Raw genomic sequence first — 26,226 nt, 5'->3', positions numbered from 1 at the left:
AGGTTTATTAGGAAATAGCACTCTTATAGCCAATCGACCTCGAATAATCCAACACACGCCTGATGACGCCGCTTAAATCCTTCGACCATTCATATGTTAAGACACCTCCTCTTTTGCCGACAGTATCGATAAATAAACATTCAGGTTTAATATTAAATATTGTCAGCGATAACATATCTTTCGCCACGTTTCTCCTTCCTTGCCGCTGTCTCTGAATTTCGTTTTACGTCACGAGTTGAATTAGTGGTGTTGATTCCCACCGAAGTGCTGTTTTGAATATCTCTGACAATAATGACAGCTCACGGTTTGCTCGAACGCACGCTTCATTAGAGCGATGCTCAATATAGATCCCAATATCGCCAGGTGTTACGCCACAAGAGAAAAGTGCCCAAGTGCAATTTTCAGCTCATAGGTGTGAGCTGATTTCGCTTTAAGCAGCTATTTTTCAGCCATATATTTATCGTTCAAGTCAGCCATAGTCACTATTTTAGCTGTGTCTGGAACGAATTCTTGATATAAAGCAAAAGCCGCATAAAAAACCTCCCTAAATTATGATTCTTTCCTGGTGCGTCTTTGAAGGTAGTACGTTGAATAGTCCTAGAATTGTTCACTGTCCTCACAATAATGCTTTTTGCAAGCAAACAGAATTGTGAATTAAATATACAACTTAAGCTTTCTCCGATTTATTCACTAGCTCTTGAATATCGATTTTAAATTTGTCTTTTACCTCCGATATAATTTTCATTGAATCCTTCTCAACCTCCGCTAATCCCTCCTCACTTAAATATTTGAGGAATAGACCTCTTTTTTTATTAGACACAGCCCCACCACCACTGATGATTATAGAAACCAAGGTATCAAGCTTCATATTAGGTACATCGGCAGCTCTATTTATAGATGTCTTGATAACATCGAACACTAAAAGTAAACAAATCTCTTCGATTAAATCACTCGAAATTGCCGAATTCATCATTTCATAAACAAACTTAACGTGCTCAGTGTAATCAGGGAATCTATACATGAATTCGATATCATTATTTATGACCATGCGATTTCCATTTTCGGCATCAAGCTCCCAATCCAGCATTGCCATAATAGGCTTGGATATAGTTTCCAAAACCTCATCATATCGCTCTGTATTTTTTAAAATCGCTGCTGAGATAGGAATAATAAACTTATGGTCTGGCTCCCTTTGCTTCATTACGTCATGAATTAAATATCTATGTATCCTTCCGTTACCGTCGTCAAAGGGATGAATATACACTTCTGCGAAAGAAACAATAGAAGCATGGATAAGTGAAGGAACCTCGCCGTCTAACATCAAATTATCGTGGGTTTTAAACAAACCATCCATCAAGCTTTCAATATGCTCAGCCTTAGCACCAACATAATGAACGTCTTCATCTACAATACTGTATTTCTGTATTGTAGATCCTACGTAAATCTCACACTCTCTATAATCAGAAGCGCGCACACTATCAGCCACTATTTGGTTCTGAATATCTATAAGCTTATCTTTCGAAAGCTCGAATAAGCCTGCATTTTTTATCGCGTTCAGAAACCTTTGCATCCTTTTTTTGTCAGGTCGTTCGTTCTCAATTTCCGTGGAGGAACGCGTTTCTTTCGTATAAAGGTAGTTAACTGAGCGACCAATTATATCTGCTGATATTGACTTACCCAATTTCTGTACTTCTTCATATGCGGTTTTATAAACATCGGTTTTCGCTAGTGTCAGTATTTCAGGCGTTTTGCGAATTGTGGGGCAAAAATCTCTCGTTCCGATAGCGTTATTAATGACCCTAGTTCGTTTATCTCGAACACCATCAGACAATGTGAAGTAATATTTTGGATCAAATAGCTGAACATAGTTACCTGAATTCAGAGCTGGTAAATTCAACGTATTGCCTGTTAGCCATTCATATAAATACCAAATAACTCGTGTATGCTGAGCCATAGGCTTACTAGCGATAAAAGCAGTCAACTCGTTTTCGTCTACAACTTTGAATATAACTGCAAAAAAGTGTAAACGAATTCCTTGGTGCTTAATTGCAGCCACCATATTATCGTATGGTGTAGAGAGGTTCTTCCGAGACTTTGGCAAAACTAGTCGCTTAGAGGCCCCATACTTGACTATTTTCTCAGAGTCAAAACTGGCATCTTGATATACTTCGACGCTCAATTTAGGTAAGAGTAGATTGTAATATTTATTAAGAAATGTGTATCCAACAGGGGTCATTTTAGGTAATTCAGTTATGGGAGCTATATTCTTGAAGTGAAATAGTGCATATTATCTATTCAAGGCCTATTCTCCTGCCTTAAATCTATATTTTTAATTATATTTTGAAATTCCACTTACGAAACTAACTTTTTAATTAGAATTTAAATTATCACTTATAAAAACACATTTCTAGTTTGATTTCCGAAAAAATCATTTCCATATTGCTGAGACGATTTTTACGTTCCCCCCATTTGACACCCGTTTTGTCATACCCCCTCCTCTACAGCCCCTTAAAATAAGCAATATTCGTTATTGGCAGCCTGAAAAGGATTAAAAATCCTCGTGTCGGTGGTTCCATTCCGCCTCCGGGCACAATTATTTGTCCCGTCCTAGAACAAGTATGTTTACACTTTAAGGCATAAAATCCACCCGCCAACTCACGCGTACAATCCTTCAAATCGAGTATTACACCGAATTGGTTTTACGTCCTTAGAGTGCGGTAGCAAAAATTTGCACTAGGCTTTTGGTTAGTGCTTATCCAAGGAAGGTTTGAATATGTCTCGCCCCCTGCTCGTCTTTTATTTCTGTCTTGCCTCATTGTTTTCCTTAGTGGCGATGAGCCAAACCCGTCCAGCAATAGAACTCGCTAACCGCTATCATGAAGGCATCGATATTAATGATTATTTAGTCAGCGAAAAACTCGATGGCATTCGCGCACGCTGGAATGGAAAGCAACTTCTCACCCGTTCGGGCAATACAATATCAGCCCCCCAATGGTTTACTCGTGGTTTCCCAATCCAAGCCTTAGATGGCGAACTGTGGATTGCTCGCAGGCATTTTGAAAAAACCGCTTCAGTGGTACTTCGCCAGCAACCAGGCGAAACCTGGCATAAAGTAAAGTTCATGCTGTTTGATTTACCCGAGTATCCAGGGCCATTTAGTGAACGTTTACGCATGTTAAAGGAGCTGTCGATCGCGGCAAATTTATCCCATTTACAGGTTATTCCTCAACAGCGATATGCTAGCCAAGCTGCTTTGAAGGCAGCTCTTGATGCGATCATCAAGAAAGGCGGCGAAGGCCTCATGCTGCACCATCAAAACGCGCAATACTTGGCCACACGTAGCGACCAGGTGCTTAAACTTAAAAAACACCAAGATGCAGAGGCCGTTGTGCTTGAGCACCTACCCGGCAAAGGAAAGTACTTAGGTATGATGGGCTCAGTACGTGTACGAATGCGAAACGGTAAAACGTTCAAAATTGGCAGTGGGTTTTCAGACTATGAACGTCAACATCCCCCCGCCATTGGTTCAGTTGTTACTTTCAAGTATTACGATGTCACGATAAACGGCATACCGAAATTTGCCAGTTACCTGCGTCAAAAACCAGAAAATTAGGCCAATATGCTTTTCTATGCTCTGTCCATGGGAAAGACTTGCCTCTTATGACCCAATCGACAGCTGCAATAAATCAGTTGCTTACTCCACGTATTATTACAGAAGCGAACGCTTTAACCCGTGTTATCCGGCGAAGTTTATATTGATAAGAATCCTGTTATTACTGCTTGGCAATCCGTAAATTACCTGTGCCTAAATGAACGATAGAGAGGGCTTTACTAACATGGATCGCTATAAATGGTTGTTCACACTTAATTAGTCGTTATAATCCGATTTAGAATATTATCCGTAAAGATCAACAGGATTACCCCCTGACGTGGAGAAAATAGTGAAACGTAAAATTTTATTGTGCATGTTTGTTGGCTTAGCATCGATTTTCACGGCGCAAGCTGCAGTTAACTCTGATGACGACATAAAATCACGTATTGCACCCGTGGGCAAAGTACATATTGCTGGCGCTAAAGCTGAAACCGCATCAGCGGGCGGACCTCGCTCCGGTGCTGACGTTTACACAAAATCTTGCGTTGCTTGCCACAGCTCAGGCGTTCTGGGTGCACCGAAGTTCCAAGATGCAGCTGACTGGGCTCCGCGCTTAGAAAAAGGCTTTGACACCGTTTGGCAACATGCCATAAACGGATTCAACGCCATGCCACCTCGTGGTACTTGTGGTGATTGTTCAGACGATGAAATTAAAGCAGCCATCGAACACATGATCGAAGGTTTGTAATTAGTTGTTTTGATGAAAAATTGTTCACAAAAAGGCTACCTTAGGGTGGCCTTTTTGTGAACAATAGTTTATTTTTACATTATAAAAATAATTATAAATAGACTGTTTGTGCACGCGTTCTTATCCCGTACTGAAATTAGCAATATTCCTGACAACTTATCAATCGAGGAGTTACGCGAACTGATCCCTCAGTTGCAGCAACTCACCGAAAAATATAAGCACTCCGAAGCCATTCAAAAATCGCTATTTGATATCTCTGAACTTGCCAGTTCAGTGGGTGAATTATCTCGTTTATATCCCGCCATTCATGACATCATCGGACGTTTCATGAACGCGCAAAACTTCTACGTAGCTTTTTACGACGCCCTAAACGAAGTGGTCGATTTTGTTTACTTCGTCGACCAGTTCGACGAAGTAACGCTACGGCAAATTCCAGCGAGCGAATTAATGGAAGGTTTTACTGGTTACATTTTACGTACCGGCAACCATTTATTTCTAACCGAAGAAACTCGGGACGCACAACTTAAACAGATTAACGTTAAACAGATTGGTTCTGGGCCCGTAGACTGGATAGGTGTGCCGCTCAAACGTGGCAATCAAGTGATTGGTGCTATGGTGGTACAAAGCTACGATAAGTCCATACGCTATAACCAAGAAGACTTAGATATCTTACTGTTTGTGTCACAGCATATAGTCAATACAGTTGATCGGGTTAAAAGCCGTGAAATGAATGAGCAAACCATACGCGAGCGCACCAAGCAACTGCAAAGCATTAACGAAGAACTTCAAGAAGAAATAAATGAGCGGCAAAAAGTCGAGTCGCTACAAAACGCACTTTTTGAAATTTCTGAATTGTCAGCCTCGGTTGACGGTAATATGGCTGACTTTTATGCCTCTCTGCACGAAGTCATCGCCAGGTTAATTAGCGCTCCAAACTGTTACATTGCCACCATCAGCACTGACACTAAGCGTCTTGAGTTCCCCTATTACTCAGATGAAATAAATACCTTAATCGCATCCAGAGAAATAGGCCTTGGTCTTACTGAATTTGTGCTGCGTTCCGGCAGCGCAGAATTAATTAACCCCTCGAGAGTAAAAGAGTTAACGGCAAATAACGAGATTGATGCGGTTACTGCAAAAAACATGCTCGAGCAAAATAACTCTTGGCTGGGCTCCCCTTTAGTGGTCGACGGCGAGATATCCGGTGTCATTGCCATACAAAGCTATAGCCAAGATGAACATTACTCACTGCGCGACTTAGAGTTGCTGCGGTTTGTGTCACACCATATTGCTGTAGCCTTAGAGCGTAAACGCTCTTCAGACGCGATACAGGCTTATAATCAGCGATTAACCGAGAAGGTTAAAGAGCGCACAGACGAGCTCAACAAAGCCAATCAATACCTGCAGAAACAAATTGAAGAGCGCAAAGCCATCCAGCAAAAGCTGGTACATGATGCTCATCATGATGCGTTAACCGATTTGCCAAACCGCACCATGTTCAACGCCCGTTTGAGTCAAGCTCTGGCCAATAAAAAACGTTATCCACAGAATAACTTTGCTGTGGTGTTTATCGACTTAGACCGTTTTAAGCAAATTAATGACACCATTGGCCATCACGCCGGTGATTCATTTCTGATTGAAGTAGCAAGCCGCATTGCACATTGCATTCGTGGGCATGATTTACTCGCACGCCTAGGGGGAGATGAATTCGTTATTTTATTAGATAACTTCGACACCCCAGACGACGTGGAAGTAATCTCAACGCGCATAATTAATTCTATCGCGGCTCCTTTCTTGCTAGATGGGCGAGAGATTTTCTCCGGTGCCAGTATTGGTATTGCTTACCTTGAAAGTGGTTATCAATCCGCCAGCGAAATCGTGCGAGATGCAGATGCGGCTATGTATCAAGCAAAATCCCAAGGGCGTGGTCAATACGTGGTGTTTGATTTAACCATGCGCAATAAGTTACTTGAAGAACTGGAAATTGAAAGCGAGTTTCGCAAAGCCTTAAAGAATGAGGCTTTTGATGTTTTTTCTCATCCCGTTTTTGATATGCGAGACGGTAGCCACTTATATGACGAATGTCGCGTCTGTTGGATGCACCCTAGATTGGGCGTGATGGATCGCGATAGTTTTTGGCAAATTGCCGAGCACAGCGGACTCGTTGTCGAAATGGATAACTACATGCTCAAAGCGGCCTGCGCTATGTTAAGCCAGCAACTTAGCCCCTATGCGAAAAATAAGGATTATAAGGTTGCGGTTAACTTATCCATTCATTATCTGACACAAACCGAAGCAGCAGCACAACTGATACAAGACATTAAGCACAAGCAAATCGATCCTAAACGGTTAATCTTCGAGTTTGATGAAAACGATTTGAATCGCCGTTCTCAGTTTAGTTTACCTGCCATTAAGCATTTGAAGCGCTGCGGTATAAAACTTGTGCTGGATAACTTCGGCAGTGGATTAGCGTCGTTGAGTTACTTGTACTCGTACCCCTTTGATTTTGTCAAAGTCGATCATCGCTTTGTTAAAACCATTCCTCGTTCAGAGCGTAACCTGAAGCTGATCCAATCGGTTTTAGCCATATCACAACATCTTAAATTTAAGCTCATCGCCTCCGGTATTAGCGATAAAGAACAGGCTGACTTACTGCGTTCTGTAGGATGTGAATTAGGTCAAGGTGAATACTTAGAAGCCCCAAGCGCAATTTCAATTTCTTCCTAACGTCACTTTTTATTCATCATGTCACGCAGGTGAGCAATACCTGTGTGACCTTTCTGTTGACGAGCCTCGGCGCTTACTTTGACTTTTTTCACTTCCCAAATGACATCATCGCCCGGTAGCTCATGTAGAAAACGACTCGGTTCTGGTTGTATCACTTCCCCATACTGGCGACGCTCTTTAGCTAAGGTGAAAAATAATTCCTTCTGTGCTCGAGTGATCCCCACATATGCCAACCGTCGCTCTTCCTCAATGTTATCTTCATCAATACTACTTTGATGGGGTAACAATCCCTCTTCCATACCGACCATAAACACGTAGGGGAACTCCAAACCTTTAGATGAATGTAAGGTCATAAGCTGGACTTGATCTGTCTCTTCGCTGTCTTCACCACGCTCCATCATGTCGCGTAAGATAAGGCGGTTCACCACTTCTTGTAAGCTCATCGGAGGGTCGAGCTCCCCCCCTTCTAGCATATCGCTCACCCAACCGAACAAAGTACTGATGTTCGCCATGCCCATTTCTGCGGCTTTCGGGCTGGTACTGGTCTCATATAACCACTCTTCATAGCCCATGGCCTTAATCATTTGACGAATGGCCGCGATGCTATCGCTACGTTTAACCTCGTCAGATAATTCAACAATCCAGCGGGCAAAGCCTTCAACCGCTTCTAATGACTTACCCGTTAATATGCTAGATAACATAGGAGAACACGCAGCCTCAAACATGCCAACCCGCGTTTCATTAGCAAAATTACCCAGCTTTTCCAAGGTCACCCGGCCAATTCCGCGCGTGGGCGTGTTAATCACCCGCAACAACGCATTATCATCATCTTGATTCACCAATAAACGTAAATAGGCCATGATGTCTTTAACTTCTGCGCGTCCAAAAAATGAGGTGCCGCCATTAATTTTGTACGGAATGCGGTTAGCCATGAGGACTTTTTCAAATAACCGAGATTGAAAATTACCTCGATACAAGATGGCGTAATCCTTAAAACTGGTTCCTTGCATAAACTTATGCGCGATCAGCTCAGCGACCACGCGCTCTGCTTCATGTTCTTCATTTTTAGCGGTAATAATACGCAACTCATTACCATAGCCCAATTCCGAAAAAAGACGCTTCTCAAACACGTGGGGATTGTTTTGAATCAAAATATTAGCGCAATGCAAAATACGCCCAGACGAACGATAGTTTTGCTCTAGCTTAATTACCCGTAGATCAGGGAAATCTTTGCTCAGCAATACTAGATTTTGTGGCCGCGCACCGCGCCAAGAGTAAATGGACTGGTCATCATCCCCTACCACAGTAAAGCGCGCCCGCTGACCGACTAGTAAGCGCACTAATTCGTATTGGCTAGTATTGGTATCTTGATACTCATCCACCAGCAAATAACGAATACGGTTTTGCCACTTTTGACGCACGGTTTCATTGTGTTTAAGCAGTAAGGTTGGCAGTAAAATCAGGTCATCAAAGTCAAGTGCGTTATAAGCCCGAAGATGATTCTGATAACGTTGATAGAATTCGGCAAATTCTGCATCCCCCGCTGAGGAAGTACCTTTTAGCAGCTGATCAGGCAACAACAGATCGTTCTTCCAATTCGAAATACGGCTTTGTAACAGTTGCAGCTGCTCTTTATCGCCGGCCAATTCGATATCAGTCAGGTCCTTGAGCAAGGCAAAGCTGTCTTTGTCATCGAACAGGGAAAACCCAGCTTTTAACCCCAATGTTTTCACTTCGGCTTTGATAATTCTCAGCCCCAAGGTGTGAAATGTAGATACCTTTAACCCTCTGGCTTCCTTTTTACCTAATGTTTGCGCGACACGCTCTTTCATTTCCCGAGAGGCTTTATTGGTAAACGTCACCGCCGCAATATAGCGCGCAGGCACATCGCATTCCCTGACGAGATAGGCGATTTTATTGGTGATTACACGCGTTTTACCACTGCCGGCACCCGCCAGTACCAAACAAGGGCCAGAGATATAATTTACCGCGTCATTTTGGCCTGGGTTAAGTTTCATGAATTTCACTTTTATATTGGGCAGGGAATTGTAATATCAATCCACCTGAAAAGGCGAACTATCAGGACGAAATTGTTGCTTTCAGCGCTTTGTTTGTTGATTAACTGAGCGGATGGTTTTTATGCTGCCAAGTGTTCGTGTATTCGCTACAATAACGCTTCATTCTTATCATGGAGCCATCGAACGATGCTTGACCCAAAAAAATTAGAGGACATTGCCAAACAAATTACTGAAGCGATTCCTCCTGGCGTAAAAACTATGGCTGAAGGTGCTGAGTCTAAAGTCAAACAGGTGCTACAAAGCCAACTGAACAAGCTGGACTTTGTGAGTCGAGAAGAATTCGAAATTCAGAGTAATGTACTCATTCGTACCAGAGAGAAGCTCGCGACTTTAGAAGCCAAGCTCGACGCATTGGAAAAAAGCCTACAAGAAAAATAGCGTCAACTTAGCGACCTTTTTGTAGTTGAGCTAATTCATTTTTCAAGCTGGTTACTACAACCAGTAAATCCTCGGCTGAGAGCTCGGTTTCCTGAGCGCCTTTCAAAGTCGATTCCGATATGGCGGCAATCCCTTCAACTTGGGATGCCACCGAGTGGGTAACGTTTGATTGCTCTGTAGCCAACGCAGATATCTCACCACTCATACTGTTAATGGTGCTGATCACCTCCGTAATACGCTGTAATGACGCCTCAACCACTTCACTCTCTTTAACACTTTCATCCATTTGCACCCGACTTTGCTCCATGCTCAATTCGGTGTCTTTGGTGGCTTGTTGTAATTTACTGATAATTTCGTGGATCTGACTTGTTTGGTCTTGGGTCCGCTGAGCCAAAGTACGTACTTCGTCAGCTACCACGGCAAAGCCTCTACCATGCTCCCCTGCTCTAGCGGCTTCAATTGCGGCATTAAGTGCCAATAAGTTAGTTTGATCTGCAATTCCATTAATAGCACTGGATACCTGTCCAATATTTTTACTGTCTTCGACTAAACGATTGAGGGCTTCTTGTGAACGACTGGACTCTGTTTGCATATCACGCATCACAGATTGTAAACGGTTGACGAGCTGCTTACCTTGCTGAGCCTCACCTTGCGCCTCCTCTGCTGATTGACTGGCGGTTCCTGAATTCTTATCGATGGCTTGCGCCACCTGGGTTAATTGCTGCATTGAGTGAGCAATGAGTTCGGTACCCGATTTTTGTTCCGTCACATCTTGTTTCGTATTCGCCGTGATCCCCTTAAGACTCAATGCCGATTGGCTCAGAGTATCGATAGCGCCACTGATACGGGCCACCAAGGTCTGTAAATTCTCGGTCATGTGATTCATATCGTCGGCAATATCACGCATTTCATCTTTACCGGATACATTGACTCTCGAACTTAAGTCCCCATCGGCTATGCTATGCACAGCGACGACCACTTGCTTGATATTCTCGGTTACAGACAAATACATGCCAATAAATAAATAGATAGCCAATAACACAGCAATAACTGACACACTTAAAATTACATTGTTTTTAAATTCGGCCTGAGCAATTCGTACCTGCAATAAATCGTCAAGAATCGGAATCAGCGAAGCAGCAAAATCGCTTAACTGTTGATTTAGCGCTTTGCTAGTAGATAAAAGCTGGCTGCTGGTAATACTGATGTTATCAGGGTCTAGTATTTGCTGTTGAATAGTACGCTGATGATTTACCAAACTGCGTTGCAAGGTTAACCATTGAACCCCTGCGGCTTTTTCAATGGCTGGGGTTGCATCCAAGCTAACCTGAATACTTTGCTCCACGCCCTTGAGCATGACAGGTAGCTTTTGATTGGCGTTAGACAGCCCTATGTATGAATCTGGGGTGAAACTGCCCGCTTGCGTCACTTGCAACGCCAGCGCGCTGGTCATGGCAAGTTGATCTTGCATTAACGGCAAGCTGCGCACTAAGGTCGTGATGAGATAACTGGTATCTAATGCGAGATCAAGCTCCAAATTAGTGACATCAGCAATTCCCTGGGATAAAGCCGACAAGGCTTTAAATGCGCCTTGCTTATCGCCGTTTTCAAGTGCTTGCAGGTAACCATCAATACTGGTTTTAACCCGTTTTGATGGCAAATTATTAAGTGCCGCCTGATGCTGGCTTAATAAAGAGGTAAAGGACGATTTAGCATCAATAATATTAGTCGCTAACGCTAACTGCTCGTTCTGTATTACTTGAACAAGCGCAACGCCCTTACGCTCTTGATCGGTAAAACGAATATCATCGCTGTATTCATACTGCAGCAATACCAGACTCAGGATCAACGGAACCAGAAAAATGACACTGATGATAGTGAATTTAATCGAGTAACGAAACTGCGACATTAAGGTTTTGGCTGGGTTACACACAGCCCCTAAAAGGTTACTCATATCACCATCTCCAGTAGGTGTGATGTTAATCACCGTGTCACATAAAGTAATGCCCAGCTATGCCAAAGGCGATAGCCATGCCTACGTAATTGTTATTTAAAAACGCCTTAAAACAGGCTTCTCGCTTTCGCTCAAATATCAATCGCTGTTGATATACAAATAAACCCGTCGCAACAAACACACCCAAGTAGAATGGCAAACTCATTTGCAGATATTGCCCTAAGGCTAATAACATCACGACAACAGCCAATTGCAGGGCAGCAATAATCAACCTGTCGTATTGACCGAATAAAATCGCAGTTGATTTCACCCCTATGTGCAAATCGTCGTTTCTGTCGACCATGGCATACTGCGTATCGTAGACCACAGTCCAAAGAACATTGATCACAAATACGCCCCATGCCCACAAGGGTATAGCCTCATTAACCGCCATAAAAGCCATGGGTATAGCCCAACCAAAGGCGGCCCCCAGCACCACTTGTGGAAAATGGGTATAGCGTTTCATAAAGGGATAAACACTGGCCAATGCAAGTGCGCCTAACGACAAGACGATAGTTTGCCAATTTAAAGCCAACACAAGTAAAAAAGCTACCCCGACTAAAGTCGCAAACAACCCTAGTGCTTGTTTTTCCGTCACGGCTCCACTGACTAACGGACGCGCATCTGTTCTCGCCACTTTGCCGTCAACTTTGCGGTCGGCGTAATCGTTGATCACGCATCCGGCTGAGCGCATTACAAAGACCCCAGCAACAAAAATGAGTGTAATCGTTAAAGGGGGCATGCCTTGAGCTGCAAGCATAAGTGCCCACAGTGTGGGCCATAACAATAAATAGCTACCCACAGGCTTGTTGGCACGCATCAATAGCCAAAAACCTCCTAGTGTCTTGCGGTTAATCAGCTTATTGCTCAACGTCGTTCTCTCTGTAGGCTGGGGCTTGAGGCAAAAATAGTTCAGCAACCATCATGGCATGTTGTTGAAAGCGAAAAACCGACCTTCGTCCCCAGATGGTCGCCATGTGAGGCAATCCATAAGCATGCAGGAACTGACTTGTAGGCTGCATACACAGCAACTGAAACGGCTCACGGCTAAATCGGTTATCGTTAAAAATCAAATGTCCTAAAGGTTTATTGCCCAAATCCAGAAAATCTTTTTCACACAGGGCTTGAGGGATCACCGAACGTGCAAGCACCCATGGCTGGTTATTTCCGTGTAAAATAACCTCGCGAACTTGCCAGTTTTGCACTCTTTGCTGAGCCGATTGAACTTTAAGTTGTTTATATTCCTCAAGCGTTGCCAACTCCTGCCGTTGACTAACTACCTGAACCCTAAACTCCTCACAGCGAGATTTCAGGCGCTGTGTTAACGAGCCGGTGTTCAGTAACCAGCTTGCTAAATGAGAATTCGGGATAGACAACCGCCCTTGGTTGTTCCAAGTTACGTCATCGTCTAAGGGAAAAGCTCTGGGGATGGTATGAATATTCAGCATAGTCCCGCATAATATCAATTGCTGTGGCTAGACTAAAGCATGAATAAATAGTTTTAACGATTCTGCTAAATATTGGTAAGCTATTGACAGAACGGAATTTAATTCACTACCAGCCAAAGGGTTAGAAATGAGCATTGTCAGATTGATTTGTATTTGCCTAACTTTGTTTAGCGCGCTAAACAGCCACTCTTTTGCCCAAGAAGCACAAGGTAAGCAATTTGCCTACTTTGGCCTAGAACCCGACATAGTTACCAACTACCTCGGTACGAGCAATCGTAAATTAGGCTATGTGCGTATCACGATTGAATTGATGCTCGAAGATGTAGATGATTTGGAATTAGCGGATCATCACTCACCCTTATTACGCGCGACGGCCATTGAGATCCTAGGCCGTCAACCTGAAGAACGGGTGAAATCTCTGACCGGTCGAGAAGATATCCGGCGCACTTTTTTAGAAACCATGCGCAAGTTAATGAAACAGGAAACCGGCTCAAACATGATAAAGGATGTTATTTTCACCAAGTATATCTATTACGGCTAGACCGCATTTGTGCAGCGCACTGACTGCACAAGCCCGGCTCAATTATCAAGCGAACTAGCTGTTTTCCCCGCAAATCGGCTTAATACAAATGCGAAAGCGCAACCACTAACCAGTCCAACTGTATGTGCTGTATTCGCCATACTGACCCATAAAATATCGGCATAGCCCACCACCAGCCAAACCAATAAAAAACCTACCATAGGTTTGGGTATCATCAAGCCCCATGCAGGACGCAGCCAGCCGAGCCACCAGACACATCCCACCAAAGCGTACACCACACCAGACAAGCCACCAAAGTGTTCACCACTCACCATTAACTGCCCGACATTAGACAGCAAAGCCGACAGTAAAAATAAGGTGATTAGTGTCATTTTACCGAGCCTACGCTCAAGTTGCCCACCGAGTGTCCACCACCAAAGTAAATTAAATACGATATGTAGCGCAGAAAAATGAATCAATGCGGGGCCAATTAGCCGCCACCATTGATGGTTTTGCATTAGCTCAGCAATGGGTTCAATGACTAAAATTTTATACGGCCAGAAAACGCCAACCATAGCCAACAGATAAATCACCAAGCAGGTTACCAATACGCTTGTTGTCACAGGAATACCGTGCAGCTGCTGCCAAATGCCGGTGAAAGATATACCTGATTGCCCCCTACTTAAGCGCACAGTCTGACCATTATCCCAGGCAGCTTGCTGATATTTTGCATCTTGAGGTGACTGAACAAACTCCCCAGCAATACTGCTGGCCTGCTCCCTATCTGACTCATTGAGCAGTTGGACGCCATGTTCACCACTTTGCAGGCAATACTGGGCACCAATACCCTGGCTGTTTAAATAATTAACCAATAACCGCGCCGCACGTTCTTGACTAAAAGTGACTAACAAAAAAGGCAGCGACATGGTTACTCGCCACTTACAAAAGGAAAACTCTGGCGCCAACCTTCGAAACCACCATCCATGCTGTAAACTTCATCAAATCCTTGATGAATCAAGAACTGGGCCGCTTGTTGGCTACTAATACCGTGGTAACAACACACAATAACAGGCGTATCGAAGTCTGTTTCTTGGGTAAAGTTGACCAATGTTCCATTCGTTAAGTGCACAGCGCCTTCGATATGCCCAGTCGCAAAAGACTGCTCGTCACGAATATCCACCAGGCGAGCTTGCTTCGCCTCGAGTTTCTGTTGTGTTTCCTGCACCGATATATGTGCGAATTGCTCCATGACGTTACCCTTTAATTACCAGTTTAATATGACTTTGCCCGATTGGCCTGAGCCCATGGTATCAAATCCTTGCTGAAACTCATCGATATTAAATTGATGCGTTATAATCGGGCTCAAATCCAAGCCACCTTGGATCAAACTGGCCATCTTATACCAAGTTTCAAACATTTCTCTTCCATAGATCCCTTTAATCACCAAGCCTTTAAAGATAACTTTGTTCCAATCGATGGCGACATCTCCCGGCGGAATACCGAGCATAGCGACCTTTCCTCCGTGGTTCATCTTATCCAACATATCGCGTAATGCAGCAGGCACACCGGACATTTCAAGACCCACATCGAAACCCTCGGTCATGCCCAAATCATTCATCACGTCTTTGAGATTTTCTGTGGCAACATTAACCGCTCGAGATGCGCCCATCTTTCGAGCCAAATCTAAGCGGTATTCATTGATGTCGGTGATCACAACATGCCGTGCACCAACATGCTGGGCAACGGCTGCGGCCATAATACCAATGGGACCCGCGCCGGTAATCAATACATCTTCACCAACTAAATCAAACGACAAAGCCGTGTGTACCGCATTGCCAAAGGGGTCAAAGATTGAAGCAAGATCGTCAGAAATATTATCTGGAATTTTAAATGCGTTAAACGCCGGAATCGATAAATATTCAGCAAACGCGCCAGGCCTATTAACCCCCACACCTGAGGTATTGCGGCATAAATGCCGACGACCAGCACGACAATTACGGCAGTGCCCACAGGTAATATGTCCTTCACCTGACACCCGATCGCCAATCGCAAAACCGCGTACTTCTTCGCCTATTTCTACGACTTCGCCGACATATTCATGCCCGACCACCATAGGCACTGGGATCGTGTTTTGCGACCACTCATCCCAATTATAAATATGCATATCGGTACCACAGATGGCGGTTTTACGGATCTTAATCAACAGGTCATTGTGCCCCACAGCTGGGATGTCACTGTCATGTAACCAAATACCTTTTTCTGATTTGAGCTTCGCTAATGATTTCATTAAATAACTCCTAACTCTTTACCCACTTCAATAAATGCGTCAATCGCTCGGTCAATTTGCGCAATGCTGTGAGCTGCAGACATCTGGGTACGAATACGCGCCTGATCTTTAGGCACGACAGGAAATGAGAAACCCACTACGTATATACCGCGCTCGAGCATTTTATCGGCCATATCGCTGGCTAGTTGGGCCTCACCTAGCATAACAGGGATGATCGCGTGATCTTTACCCGACAGGGTAAAACCTGCTTGTTCCATACGAGAACGAAAATGTGCGCTATTACGCTTTAATTGCGTACGCAGGTCGTGGCCATCAGCCAACATATCAAACACTTTAAGTGAGGCAGACACGATAGGTGGCGCCACAGAATTGGAAAATAAATAGGGACGTGAACGCTGGCGTAACCACTCGACCACTTCTTTTTTACCCGAAGTGTAACCGCCAGAAGCACCACCGAGTGCCTTACCCAGAGTGCCGGTAATAATATCAATGCGACCCATTACATTACAGTACTCATGGCTACCACGGCCTTGTTCGCCGACAAATCCTGTGGCGTGACAATCATCAACCATTACCAAAGCACCATATTTATCGGCCAAATCACAGATGCTCGCCAGATCAGCAATCACACCATCCATGGAGAACACCCCATCGGTGGCAATCAATATGGTCTCAGCACCGTCTTTTTTAGCCTGCTCCAGTTGGGCGGCCAATTCTGACATATTGTTATTAGCGTAGCGGTACCGCTTAGCCTTACATAGGCGCACGCCGTCGATGATACTCGCGTGATTAAGTGCATCGGATACGATGGCATCATTTGGACCTAAAATGGTCTCAAATAACCCACCATTGGCATCAAAACATGATGGATATAATATGGTTTCTTGCATACCAAGGAAGGTGCTAATTTTCTCTTCCAAGGCTTTATGAATGTCTTGGGTACCACAAATGAAACGCACTGAAGCCATGCCAAAGCCGTGGCTGTCTAATCCTTCTTTCGCGGCATGGATAAGCTCAGCGTTATTCGCCAGACCAAGATAGTTATTGGCACAAAAGTTGAGCACTTGCTGGCCATCCGACACCTGTATATCCGCACTTTGCTGAGACTGGATAATACGTTCGGTTTTATAAAGCCCCTGAGCTTTGGTTTCGCTAATTTGCTGCGCTAAGCGATCATAGAATGCTTGTTTCATGAGCTGTCCTCAAAGAATATTTAGATGGTGGGATGATAAAGGATAACCCCCTGTGCATGCGAATAATTGACGTAATTGATCCACCGGCGGAACACAGGGAACGTCATAGATTTTTTACAATCTGAGTTATCTAAAATCGGAGACCAGGTTCTTCCAGATACCCTTATCTATTTTTGAAGGCAGTACTTGATATAGATCTTCTTCAAATATGGGTTTGGAAATATAGTAGCCTTGGGCTACATCACAATGCATATCACTGAGGAAACTAAGTTGCTCCGCCGTTTCGACCCCCTCAGCGACCACTTTCATGCCCAATTTGCGCACCATGGCCACGGTAGACTTCACTATTTGCTTATCCGCACTGTTATCACTCATACCCGCAATAAAGCTGCGGTCAATTTTGATGATATCCACAGGTAACTGAGACAAATAAGCCAACGAAGAATACCCCGTGCCGAAATCATCAATGGAGAAACTGAAACCTAATTCTTTTAACTGATGCATGATCTGTAGGGTTTGTTCGATATCCGCCACCACAGTGCGCTCTGTTAACTCCAACTCAACTTGTGCTGCACTTTGCTCACTTTCGGCCAGTTGCTCACGCATAAATTGAATTAAGTTCGGATCCAAAAACTGGCTGGCTGATAAATTAACGGCAATCCGATAACCGCTCAATCCTAAGCTTTCTAAATGCGCCAATATGGCAAACGCACGTTTGATCCCCCAATAGCCGAGCGTAATCATACTTTCTGAGTTTTCCATGATAGGGATAAACTCGTCGGGCATAATGTAGCCACTTTTAGGGTGTAACCAGCGGATCAAAGCCTCAAACCCAATTAACTTCCCTGTGCTAATTTCAATTTGCGCTTGTAAGGCAAACTTGAATTGCTCTTGTAACAAAGCATCTCGTACGTCGTGTTCAATCTCGATACGTCGCATCACTTGAGTGCTCATGCTTTCGTTAAACACACTATATTTGTCGCCACCCGCGTCTTTAGCCGCATACATAGCAATGTCGGCTTGACGCACTAAATCGTCAACCGTGACGTTTTGCCCATCACAAGACGTGATCCCTAAACTGACTGAGGTATAAAAACGTTGGGCGCCAATCTCTACCGACTCACGAAATTTAAGTAATAGCTTCTCAGCAAGGGTTATCGCGTTACTTACATCGTCGACCTCTTGCAGCACAATGACAAACTCATCACCGCCGAAGCGGCTGATGACGTCTGACTCTCGCAAATTACTGCGCAGACGCTGTGCGGCGACCATTAAAAATTCGTCGCCAATGCCGTGTCCATAGCTGTCATTAATTTTTCTAAAATTGTCGAAATCTAACAAAATCACCACGAGTGGCCCAGGTGTGCGTGCCAGTGCCGCGATTTTTTTACGCAATACAAAATTCAACATATTACGATTAGGTAATCCTGTTAGCCGGTCGTACATGGCAATATTTTCTAGCTCTCTGGTGTTCTGCTCGATCTTACCGTCCATAGACTCTAGTTGCTCACCAAGTAGGTTGGTTGAACGCTGCACTTCATCAATTTCATCTAAAAATAGTCTGCTGTGGGTAAATTGCATGTCATTGAATTGGGCATATTTCTTTTGTGCCAACAGTGGTAAGCGCCGAGCCAAAATCAACAAACGTCTGCGTAACCGCTCAGCCATAATAAAAAACGTCAACACACATAAAGTAACGGTAATAGCAGAGATAGTGATAACGCCCAGCTGATAATTATCATGCCTAGCCCATTCGTCACTAATGTCATGGACGGTTAATAAATAGGCCGTATCGGCAAAGTCATTGTCGACCGGCAACAAGTTAATTAGGTAGGCCTGCTCGTCCATGACTAAGCGGTACCCTTTGTCTAACACCATATCGAGTGTTACATCTTCGGGGATAAGCTTAAGCAGCGCACCAAGCTGTTGACGTTTCATGTAAGAGATGGGCGCTTGTATCTGCGCGTCTCTAAGAAGCGATTTTCCTACGCCTTGAGCGGTGGCAACTAATGCCAGCTCAGCCAGCGTCGAGCGATTCAATGCCGCCATCATTTCTAACAAAGACGTGCTGGCAGTCAGTACCAATAACTCGCCGTTGGCTGATAACATCGGCATACTGATCAACTGAAAACATGATTGTATGCAGTGAATATTGGTAACCGAGGACTGGCTTTCCAGCGTTTGCGCCACACTGGCTTTGACATAAGCAGGAACCTGCTGATGATTAGCGTAAATGATGTTTTGTTGGCTATCAAATAGCCATAAATTGTTAACCTGCCAATTCAATTGCAAATAATCGAATTCTTTACTGATAAAGTCCCCTGTGGCTTCAGGGTTATCGGTCAGCTCTTGATGTAAATGAAAAAACGACTCAAACCAGAGCTCTAAGCGATTACTTAACATCTCAGTAATCAGGTGCATCTGACTCAAATCTCTGTCGTGTAACGCCTGATGCTGGCTCAGATAATCCTGATTATTTTTATCAATCCATACAAAGGTCAACAGGCTACTGGCGATCAGTAAAAAACCGATCAACAGGCCCATAATTTTCCACGGTAGGCTGACAAATATTCGCATGTTCAGAACCAGTAGATAATTTGCAGTGCCCAAATATCCCAATACTTGGAGTCATTGATTACTGTATCAGGAATAAAAACGGGGGCTAAACGGGCCCGTCCTGCTATTTTGTGGTATTCCGCGCGCACCCGCCAGTTCGCAGAAAAATCCCATGATGCGCCAAGCGTTAACTGGTCACGGTAGGCAAAATAAGCAGGAATAGTATCTCCGCTGTTTTGCTGGAATTTAGTGCCGTTACGATCATCTCTATTAGCATCAAAGGTGTCAAATCGAGCCAACAAGGTTACGTCTGGATGTACAAATACACGGCCTTGCACATACAGACCTTCGGATATGCTATCGGCGTCACTGCCATCACGAAAGAACCCTTTAAACTCCGTTTTTTCGCGCATTGCCTCTGCGTTAATGTCCCAATATTCAGCACTGTAAGACAAGCTCAACATGACACGTCCTAGCTTTGCTTTACCCTTAATAAAAACATCGTTGTCACCGGGCTTATAACTGAAATCCGTTCTTAATAAGCTCATGCCCAACGACAAACCACTGCCAAGGGGAGTAAATGAGACGCTGAATTGAGTATCAAAATCGTGGTCAAGTTCACCGGTTGCCAATTGCGACATCAGGTTTTCAGTCTGCTCGTATTTGATATGCGAGCTACCGTAACTCCAGCGCACATCCCATTCGCCAAGACCATTCAAGTGCTGGGCAGTTAAGGATATACCGTCACTACCTAAAGACACGTCCCGAAAGGCATCAAAGTAAGACGATTGGGGCAGTACAATAGAGGGCATAGTGTGCGGCACATCTCGCGTGGCCGAATACAACCAATGGTAATTTTTATAACGTCCAAGGTGAGCATTCACATTCCAACTTTGCGTATTGAGCAATTGATAATCTAAAAATAGATAATCGAGTCGTAAGCCCTCATCGAAGCGATTGCCGCCATTAATATACATGCCTTGAGCTGACACTCTGAGTTTTTGATTAATACGATAAGAGGTATTTAACCCCACTTCTGTTAAGCGCAATGACGCATCACCGGTGTCATTAATAAAATTACTGTCGCTGGACTGAATAATGCCTTGGGCACCAAAACCATGCCACACAATATCGCTTGCTAAGCTTCTTGGAGAATGCGCAAAATAAAAAATAAAAAATGAAAATATAATGACGGCTCTGTTCATCTTAGCCCTCCTTAACAATGCGTACAGCATGTGCGCCAGGTGGTAGTGACGTTGAGAAAACATAACCGATAGCACCCGGTTCCTGACTGATCATATTAAGCATTTCTTGACTATCACTGACCAAAATGGGCTTTTCTCCTAAACCTGAATAAGCTAACTTATTCCACATGCGTTCGAGTTGATAAGGGAACATACTCAGTACATTTTTACAAAAATGTTGATGGGCAGGGGTTTGTTTACTCAATACATACACTTTTATTGCGGAACCATCTTGCCAAGTGGTTTGACGCATTGAGAAAATCCAACGTACACTGCTTTCACTCAACGTGGTCACATTGACATTATTATTCACAATCACCTGCACCTGAGGTTGCTCGGCGTAGGTAAGGTTTGCGCAAAACAGCATCACTAAAGCGAATGCGAACCGATACCCTATGCGATGAATATTGTGCAAAAAAAAACTCCTAATCAAATACCGTTTTCTGTGCAGTAAAAAACAACAGGGAGCATAACTCCTTTTATTTTTAGTAAGTTATGGGTCAGTATTACTTGTTATTGCTATTTATTACAGGAAATTTTTTATCCTATTGAATGAGCGTGCATGAGACCTATTGGCCACTAGCTTAGTCGAAAATAACCAAAATACTGTTAAAATGCCTGCTGAACCCATTTGATGGCGATATGATGAACACCTCTTTCCAGCCCAAACCAAAGGAAAAACTCAGTCTTTGGGGCTATACCCTCCTACTGTGGACTTTATTACCTTTTGCGTTTTTGCATTTTTGTTATCAATACTTGGCAAAGAAGTCAGTCACTCCAAAGGCTCGCATACAACGCTTTGGTTTACGCTTAAGTACGGCGTCAGCTGGGGGGCTGCTTATTCATTGTGTCTCAGTGGGAGAAGTCGTCGCGGCCGCCAATGTCATAAAGGCTATACGCACAATCCAACCCGACCTACCAATCACATTAACCACCACAACCGTCACCGGCGCCAAACAAGCCAACAGCTTATTTAATGACTCCATCACGCACTGCTATTTACCGTTAGATACTGGCTGGATGATGCGACGCCTGCTTAAACGTGCGGCGCCATCACAAGTATTGATTACAGAGGTCGAACTGTGGCCGAATTTAATTGATCAATGTTGGCGACAAGACATACCGATTTCAGTGATTAACGCCCGAATGACCGATCGCTCAGCGCGCAGCTATGGCAAAATTTCTGCACTTTTTCAGCCCATGCTACACAAGCTCAGTAAAGTGTGTGCCCAAGGCGAACGGGATTTTAATAATTATCAGCAACTAGGTACGCCGAATACGACGCTGGTATTAACCAATAACATTAAATTTGAACAGCCCGTCAGCACCGAATCTCATCAGCAATCCACTGCCTTTGCCCAGCGATTCAACATTCATAAACGCTCAATCATTGTGGCTGGCAGTACCCACGCGCCTGAAGAAGAAGTGTTACTTGATGCTTACCAAAGGGTGCTTGCACAACAGCCCAATAGCTTACTGATTATTGTCCCCCGCCACCCCCAGCGTTTCGAAGACGTATATCAAATTTGCCTCTCTAGCGGACTTAACTGTCTGCGCAGCTCCGATGCACAGCCGTGCAATGATACCAGTCAGGTATTGCTGGTTGACGAAATGGGCAAATTACAAGCCCTTTATGGACTAGCCGACATCGCCTTTGTGGGCGGCAGTATTGCCGATCGCGGTGGGCACAATGCATTGGAACCTGCGGCCTTTGAGGTGCCTATTTTAATGGGGCCTCATCGTTATAATAATCCCGCTATTTGTCAGATATTGACGGAAAGTGGCGCACTATTTGAAGGCAATGATGCAGCGCAAATTAGCCGTCAAATTTTGACTTGGTTTAACGATGAAAGTGCTCGTGAGTATGCAGGTCAAGCAGGGAAGCGTGTTTTAAAAGAAAACAGTGGCGCGGTTAACGCCACGTTAGTTGCGCTAGGGTTTGCTTAGGATAACGACACTTACTGTAGTCCTTTGAATAGATCAACCAAAGCCTTGGCTTCGCGTTCAACCGTATAATGCCCTAAGACACGAGTACGGCCCGCGAGCCCTTTTTGCTTCAAGGCTACAGGGTCAGACAACAGCGAATTCATTTTTGCTGTCACTGCGGAAAGGTCATTCACAGGGACAACATGACCATCGATATCTTCACGGATAATCTCTTCCCATGCCCCCGCTTGCGTGGCCAAAACGGCGGCGCTGCAACTCATGGCTTCTAACACAGTCAAGCCAAAGCCTTCGTTATCACTCAATGCAGACACCATAGACAAAGCACTAAAAATTGGCGGTATACGTTCAAATGGCAATTCTCCTGTAAACACAATCCTTTCACTTAGCCCAGCCTTATCAATTTTTGCCTTAAGTCCATCGACGAACTCCTGATGACTAGCCGATATAGCTCCAACGACGACTGCCGTGTAGTCTGGGTATTTCGGCAGTATTTCAATGCACGCTTCAACAAATAGGTGCACACCTTTCTGCTTGCGTACCCGACCAAGAATACCAATACCGTATTTTCCACCGTAACCTAATGCTTGCCATGCTTGTTCTTTATTCTCAGCGGGGGCGAAGTTCTCGATTTGAATGCCATGGGGAATGATGGCATCTGGTGGCTCAGCCAAATATTTGGCAGAAGCTTTACTGATCGCAACGACCGCATCCATCTGGCGAGTTAACCACAGAGTCGAGCCTGATCGAAAGCGTTGCGCGGCCGAACTGAACACCATTTTAATTTTTGCGCCAAATACGTATTTTAAGATAACGGCTTGGATCATTTCATCCACACGGCGGGCATGAAAAACGCGATACCTTCCGTTTTTTAAAGGCTTACGGCACATTTTGGCCACCTGCCAAAAGGTCATCGCCTGGCTTTCATCTGGTAGATAATGCGGACCCATCACCCGCAGATTAATCAATTTTTGCTGATAAGACATGACTTGCAACATAGTTGAAGTCACACCGGAGAAATTCGAATTAGAGTTACCTAATATCAGCTCAACCTGTGTATCTCTCGAGACGTTTGCTTCACCGTGATCCATAGTTATAACTTACTCACTTGTTTATATTTGATTATTCCCAGCCATTACTCACCACCTTACGTAGAAACTCGCATTCGTAAGCGGTACGGGTATACACTATGCCAAATTTTGCAACGCGCCTCGTGTTTAATGCCAAACATTCAGCAAACATCTAAAGACCGCAGCACCATTATATTTGATGCTGAAATATTCGCAGCCCCTGATTTAACTATTTTTGATAGTCAGCATTGGCAGTCTCAGCAGCAGATTACCGGCAGCGCTACAGGCCGCGGAACAACCTACTTTTTCACACATGCAAACAACGAGTACGTGCTGCGTCATTATCGACGGGGCGGTCTCATTGGCAAGGTGATCAAGGATCAATATGTGTTTCGCGGAGTAACGCGCACCCGCCCATGGCGTGAATTTAAGTTACTTGGCCACATGCATAGCCTCGGTCTACCTGTGCCAGAGCCGGTTGCAGCACAAGTGACGCGGTTAGGCGTGATGTATCGCGGCGATATTATTATCAAACGTATCGCTAATAGCCAAGATGTATTTAGTCATTTATGTCAAGGCCCTTTAACCAATGAAACATGGCACGCTATCGGTGCCTGTATACGTCAATTCCACGATCATAATGTATACCACCATGACTTAAATATTCACAATGTCATGCTCGATAAAAATGGCAAAATTTGGTTAATAGATTTTGATAAATGCGCCATTCACGCCAGTAATAATTGGAAGCAAGCAAATGTAAAACGGTTACTGCGCTCACTGCACAAAGAGCAAGATAAACAGTCGGCCTTCCATTTTAATGAACAAGATTGGCAAACACTAATGTCAGGATATGGTGAGTAAACACAATCTGCCTATTGCTTAAAGTGAGATGACTGGATTTATCTGCTGAATACCCAGTACAAAGCACAATACAATGTAAGGTCGAATTGTTACACTCGATTTTTTGTCACCCGCTGTTTTGGAATGAAATAATACATGTCTCGTTATTGGATACTCGGCTGTTTGCTGGTCGCTTCGCAAGGATGGGCAAAGGGTCTATCACCTTACTTGCCGCTACAGATTTCCTCTGAAATTGAGTCTCAAATAGAAAAGGTTATGGCGCTTACCCCGGGCGCACCTTTAACTAGGCCCTACAAAGCGGTAGACGTAATGCGTCGCAATAAGCTGATCGCAACCCGCTTTCCTGAACTCCATCGCTCTGTTGATGCCTATCTCGCAAGGTATAAAGACACCTTTAGCCTCACTCATGCAAGCGCGTCAGTCTCTGTAAGCGACGATGGCAGCGCAGCGCTGCCGAATCAACGTAGCATCAAACGTGATGCGAGTTATCAGCTTTCAGCCTCTGGCGTTGCCTACATATCGCCCTTTGCGTATGTTGCGGCGGGCGCTGTTTATGCGGACGGCGAAAATACTTTGTTTTATAACACCCATGTGGCTTTTGGCTATGAATATGCACAAATTGAGGCTGGATACCGGGATCATTGGTTTTCACCCATGCAAGATTCAGCGTTGCTAACAAGCACCAATGCAAAGCCCAGCGTGTCGATAACCGTCAGTAATGCCACGCCGATTACAGATTGGGATATTCGCTACGAACTGTTTTATTCAAAACTTGATGACACCACAGGGATCAGCCAACAAGGCGAGTTATTTACCGGTAAGCCTAATCTAGCAGGATTGCATTTAAGCGTGTCGCCTGCGGAAGCCTGGACAATCGGCCTGAGCCGGACAGTTAAATTTGCTGGTGCAAAGAGCAACCTCAGTATTGGCGAAGCTTTTAAAGATTTATTCACACCTTCAGGGGAAGACGAGTCACCGATTTTATCGCCTCAATCACTGGCTAGCGATCAAAAAACCGCCATTTCCACTAAAGTTAACTTACCTTTCGCTTTCCCTGTTTCATTTTATGGCGAGGTCGCATTTGAGCACTCTCCAGAGCTCAATGATCAGGAAGCTAACGACAAAGCTCTTGCTTTCGGGGTGTATTTCCCTATGGTAACCAACAACCTGTCGCTGCGTTATGAATTCACTCGCGTAGACGAGCTGTTTTATCAGTCAGACTTTTATAGCGCTGGTTATACCAATGAAGGTCAATCGCTTGGTCACTGGGTTAGCGACGTGTTCCTTGGACAAGAACAAGTACAGAAAACCAGTCACTCGCTGAATATGAACTGGAAATTCGCTCAGGATCAAGTCATTGATGTGACATTCAGAGCGGCAGATAGCGACACTAATTCTAGCGCCCAACAAGCGTATAAAGAATTAAACGTGCGCTATAGCTTTGCCACGCACTACGGTTTTTGGGGTGTAGATCTTGATGTAGGTGAAGATCGCCTCGGGGAAAAATTTAAACGAATAAGTGCATTTTACCGTTGGTAAGCATGTAACGATGCCGAAGTTGTTGTAAAGCTATTGGTTAAATGG

General features: G+C 44.3%; 21 protein-coding genes. 8 read left to right on the top strand and 13 right to left on the bottom strand.

Features of this window, described 5'->3' with window-relative positions:
- Window positions 1-667 precede the first annotated feature (667 nt).
- Entirely contained in the window at window positions 668-2,236 is a 1,569-nt protein-coding gene (locus GPLA_RS22675) for a Fic family protein (protein WP_007107378.1), read from the bottom strand.
- A 537-nt stretch (window positions 2,237-2,773) separates the two neighbouring features.
- Here GPLA_RS22675 and GPLA_RS22670 point away from each other — a divergent pair.
- The 3 genes from GPLA_RS22670 (at window position 2,774) to GPLA_RS22660 (ending at window position 7,067) form a co-directional block, all read left to right on the top strand.
- Window positions 2,774-3,613, top strand: coding sequence for a DNA ligase (locus tag GPLA_RS22670; RefSeq protein ID WP_007107377.1), 840 nt, complete (start codon window positions 2,774-2,776; stop codon window positions 3,611-3,613).
- Between the two features lie 328 nt (window positions 3,614-3,941).
- Window positions 3,942-4,340, top strand: coding sequence for a c-type cytochrome (locus GPLA_RS22665; RefSeq protein ID WP_007107376.1), 399 nt, complete (start codon window positions 3,942-3,944; stop codon window positions 4,338-4,340).
- 108 nt (window positions 4,341-4,448) lie between these two features.
- Window positions 4,449-7,067: a sensor domain-containing phosphodiesterase gene (locus GPLA_RS22660; RefSeq protein ID WP_007107375.1), complete on the top strand. Its 2,619-nt coding sequence runs from the start codon at window positions 4,449-4,451 to the stop codon at window positions 7,065-7,067.
- Between the two features lie 2 nt (window positions 7,068-7,069).
- Here GPLA_RS22660 and rep read toward each other — a convergent pair whose 3' ends face one another.
- Complete coding sequence (gene rep / locus GPLA_RS22655; protein WP_007107374.1) at window positions 7,070-9,085, bottom strand: DNA helicase Rep; 2,016 nt, start codon at window positions 9,083-9,085, stop codon at window positions 7,070-7,072.
- Window positions 9,086-9,271: 186 nt separating this feature from the next.
- Here rep and ubiK point away from each other — a divergent pair, with 186 nt between their 5' ends.
- Window positions 9,272-9,523, top strand: coding sequence for a ubiquinone biosynthesis accessory factor UbiK (gene ubiK, locus GPLA_RS22650; protein ID WP_007107373.1), 252 nt, complete (start codon window positions 9,272-9,274; stop codon window positions 9,521-9,523).
- A gap of 7 nt (window positions 9,524-9,530) precedes the next feature.
- On the opposite strand, the gene GPLA_RS22645 is transcribed toward ubiK, so the two are convergent.
- Genes GPLA_RS22645 through GPLA_RS22635 form a run of 3 tightly spaced genes read right to left on the bottom strand, consistent with a single transcriptional unit; the run spans window position 9,531 to window position 12,964 of the window.
- Complete coding sequence (locus tag GPLA_RS22645; protein ID WP_007107372.1) at window positions 9,531-11,477, bottom strand: methyl-accepting chemotaxis protein; 1,947 nt, start codon at window positions 11,475-11,477, stop codon at window positions 9,531-9,533.
- 37 nt (window positions 11,478-11,514) lie between these two features.
- Window positions 11,515-12,336, bottom strand: coding sequence for a 4-hydroxybenzoate octaprenyltransferase (ubiA, locus tag GPLA_RS22640; protein WP_051997715.1), 822 nt, complete (start codon window positions 12,334-12,336; stop codon window positions 11,515-11,517).
- Window positions 12,337-12,376: 40 nt separating this feature from the next.
- Window positions 12,377-12,964 carry a chorismate--pyruvate lyase family protein gene (locus GPLA_RS22635; protein ID WP_040515786.1) on the bottom strand — a complete coding sequence of 196 codons (588 nt, stop codon included), beginning with the start codon at window positions 12,962-12,964 and terminating at the stop codon, window positions 12,377-12,379.
- A gap of 127 nt (window positions 12,965-13,091) precedes the next feature.
- Here GPLA_RS22635 and GPLA_RS22630 point away from each other — a divergent pair, with 127 nt between their 5' ends.
- Window positions 13,092-13,505 (top strand): flagellar basal body-associated protein FliL, encoded by a 414-nt coding sequence (locus tag GPLA_RS22630; RefSeq protein WP_040515785.1) that lies wholly within the window; start codon window positions 13,092-13,094, stop codon window positions 13,503-13,505.
- A gap of 38 nt (window positions 13,506-13,543) precedes the next feature.
- Here GPLA_RS22630 and glpG read toward each other — a convergent pair whose 3' ends face one another.
- From glpG to GPLA_RS22595, 7 genes are all read right to left on the bottom strand, one after another.
- Window positions 13,544-14,410 carry a rhomboid family intramembrane serine protease GlpG gene (gene glpG / locus GPLA_RS22625; protein ID WP_007107368.1) on the bottom strand — a complete coding sequence of 289 codons (867 nt, stop codon included), beginning with the start codon at window positions 14,408-14,410 and terminating at the stop codon, window positions 13,544-13,546.
- A 2-nt stretch (window positions 14,411-14,412) separates the two neighbouring features.
- Entirely contained in the window at window positions 14,413-14,733 is a 321-nt protein-coding gene (gene glpE / locus GPLA_RS22620) for a thiosulfate sulfurtransferase GlpE (protein ID WP_007107367.1), read from the bottom strand.
- Between the two features lie 15 nt (window positions 14,734-14,748).
- The gene (tdh, locus tag GPLA_RS22615; protein ID WP_007107366.1) at window positions 14,749-15,771 is read right to left on the bottom strand and encodes an L-threonine 3-dehydrogenase; all 1,023 of its coding nucleotides are present in this window, start codon (window positions 15,769-15,771) and stop codon (window positions 14,749-14,751) included.
- Window positions 15,771-16,964 (bottom strand): glycine C-acetyltransferase, encoded by a 1,194-nt coding sequence (locus tag GPLA_RS22610; RefSeq protein WP_007107365.1) that lies wholly within the window; start codon window positions 16,962-16,964, stop codon window positions 15,771-15,773. The genes tdh and GPLA_RS22610 overlap by 1 nt, the downstream gene beginning before the upstream one ends.
- A gap of 126 nt (window positions 16,965-17,090) precedes the next feature.
- Complete coding sequence (locus GPLA_RS22605; protein ID WP_007107364.1) at window positions 17,091-19,508, bottom strand: putative bifunctional diguanylate cyclase/phosphodiesterase; 2,418 nt, start codon at window positions 19,506-19,508, stop codon at window positions 17,091-17,093.
- Window positions 19,509-19,543: 35 nt separating this feature from the next.
- The gene (locus GPLA_RS22600; RefSeq protein ID WP_007107363.1) at window positions 19,544-20,725 is read right to left on the bottom strand and encodes a TonB-dependent receptor; all 1,182 of its coding nucleotides are present in this window, start codon (window positions 20,723-20,725) and stop codon (window positions 19,544-19,546) included.
- 1 nt (window position 20,726) lies between these two features.
- The gene (locus GPLA_RS22595; protein WP_007107362.1) at window positions 20,727-21,179 is read right to left on the bottom strand and encodes a hypothetical protein; all 453 of its coding nucleotides are present in this window, start codon (window positions 21,177-21,179) and stop codon (window positions 20,727-20,729) included.
- A 230-nt stretch (window positions 21,180-21,409) separates the two neighbouring features.
- Between GPLA_RS22595 and GPLA_RS22590 the strand changes: the two genes are divergently transcribed.
- A complete protein-coding gene (locus GPLA_RS22590) occupies window positions 21,410-22,711 on the top strand; it encodes a 3-deoxy-D-manno-octulosonic acid transferase (protein WP_007107361.1) in 1,302 nt (433 codons plus the stop codon).
- An 11-nt stretch (window positions 22,712-22,722) separates the two neighbouring features.
- Here the strand turns inward: GPLA_RS22590 and GPLA_RS22585 are convergent, their stop codons facing one another.
- A complete protein-coding gene (locus GPLA_RS22585; protein WP_007107360.1) occupies window positions 22,723-23,799 on the bottom strand; it encodes a glycosyltransferase family 4 protein in 1,077 nt (358 codons plus the stop codon).
- 129 nt (window positions 23,800-23,928) lie between these two features.
- Here GPLA_RS22585 and GPLA_RS22580 point away from each other — a divergent pair, with 129 nt between their 5' ends.
- Complete coding sequence (locus GPLA_RS22580; RefSeq protein WP_007107358.1) at window positions 23,929-24,642, top strand: 3-deoxy-D-manno-octulosonic acid kinase; 714 nt, start codon at window positions 23,929-23,931, stop codon at window positions 24,640-24,642.
- Between the two features lie 135 nt (window positions 24,643-24,777).
- Entirely contained in the window at window positions 24,778-26,181 is a 1,404-nt protein-coding gene (locus tag GPLA_RS22575) for a capsule assembly Wzi family protein (protein WP_007107357.1), read from the top strand.
- The last annotated feature ends 45 nt before the right edge of the window (window positions 26,182-26,226 follow it).

Origin of the sequence: Paraglaciecola polaris LMG 21857 (genome assembly GCF_000315055.1) — a bacterium.
GTDB lineage: Bacteria > Pseudomonadota > Gammaproteobacteria > Enterobacterales > Alteromonadaceae > Paraglaciecola > Paraglaciecola polaris.
This window is presented reverse-complemented; position numbering and strand designations above follow the sequence as displayed.

Bases quoted from the DNA above. Each gene is read 5' to 3' on its own strand.
- glpG (WP_007107368.1), bottom strand. From the start codon at position 14,410: ATGTCGCTGCCTTTTTTGTTAGTCACTTTTAGTCAAGAACGTGCGGCG.
- ubiA (WP_051997715.1), bottom strand. From the start codon at position 12,336: ATGCGTGCCAACAAGCCTGTGGGTAGCTATTTATTGTTATGGCCCACA.
- GPLA_RS22590 (WP_007107361.1), top strand. From the start codon at position 21,410: ATGAACACCTCTTTCCAGCCCAAACCAAAGGAAAAACTCAGTCTTTGG.
- GPLA_RS22610 (WP_007107365.1), bottom strand. From the start codon at position 16,964: ATGAAACAAGCATTCTATGATCGCTTAGCGCAGCAAATTAGCGAAACC.
- tdh (WP_007107366.1), bottom strand. From the start codon at position 15,771: ATGAAATCATTAGCGAAGCTCAAATCAGAAAAAGGTATTTGGTTACAT.
- GPLA_RS22675 (WP_007107378.1), bottom strand. From the start codon at position 2,236: ATGACCCCTGTTGGATACACATTTCTTAATAAATATTACAATCTACTC.
- GPLA_RS22575 (WP_007107357.1), top strand. From the start codon at position 24,778: ATGTCTCGTTATTGGATACTCGGCTGTTTGCTGGTCGCTTCGCAAGGA.
- GPLA_RS22670 (WP_007107377.1), top strand. From the start codon at position 2,774: ATGTCTCGCCCCCTGCTCGTCTTTTATTTCTGTCTTGCCTCATTGTTT.
- glpE (WP_007107367.1), bottom strand. From the start codon at position 14,733: ATGGAGCAATTCGCACATATATCGGTGCAGGAAACACAACAGAAACTC.
- GPLA_RS22580 (WP_007107358.1), top strand. From the start codon at position 23,929: ATGCCAAACATTCAGCAAACATCTAAAGACCGCAGCACCATTATATTT.
- GPLA_RS22630 (WP_040515785.1), top strand. From the start codon at position 13,092: ATGAGCATTGTCAGATTGATTTGTATTTGCCTAACTTTGTTTAGCGCG.
- GPLA_RS22600 (WP_007107363.1), bottom strand. From the start codon at position 20,725: ATGAACAGAGCCGTCATTATATTTTCATTTTTTATTTTTTATTTTGCG.
- GPLA_RS22635 (WP_040515786.1), bottom strand. From the start codon at position 12,964: ATGCTGAATATTCATACCATCCCCAGAGCTTTTCCCTTAGACGATGAC.
- GPLA_RS22605 (WP_007107364.1), bottom strand. From the start codon at position 19,508: ATGGGCCTGTTGATCGGTTTTTTACTGATCGCCAGTAGCCTGTTGACC.
- GPLA_RS22585 (WP_007107360.1), bottom strand. From the start codon at position 23,799: ATGGATCACGGTGAAGCAAACGTCTCGAGAGATACACAGGTTGAGCTG.
- GPLA_RS22645 (WP_007107372.1), bottom strand. From the start codon at position 11,477: ATGAGTAACCTTTTAGGGGCTGTGTGTAACCCAGCCAAAACCTTAATG.
- rep (WP_007107374.1), bottom strand. From the start codon at position 9,085: ATGAAACTTAACCCAGGCCAAAATGACGCGGTAAATTATATCTCTGGC.
- ubiK (WP_007107373.1), top strand. From the start codon at position 9,272: ATGCTTGACCCAAAAAAATTAGAGGACATTGCCAAACAAATTACTGAA.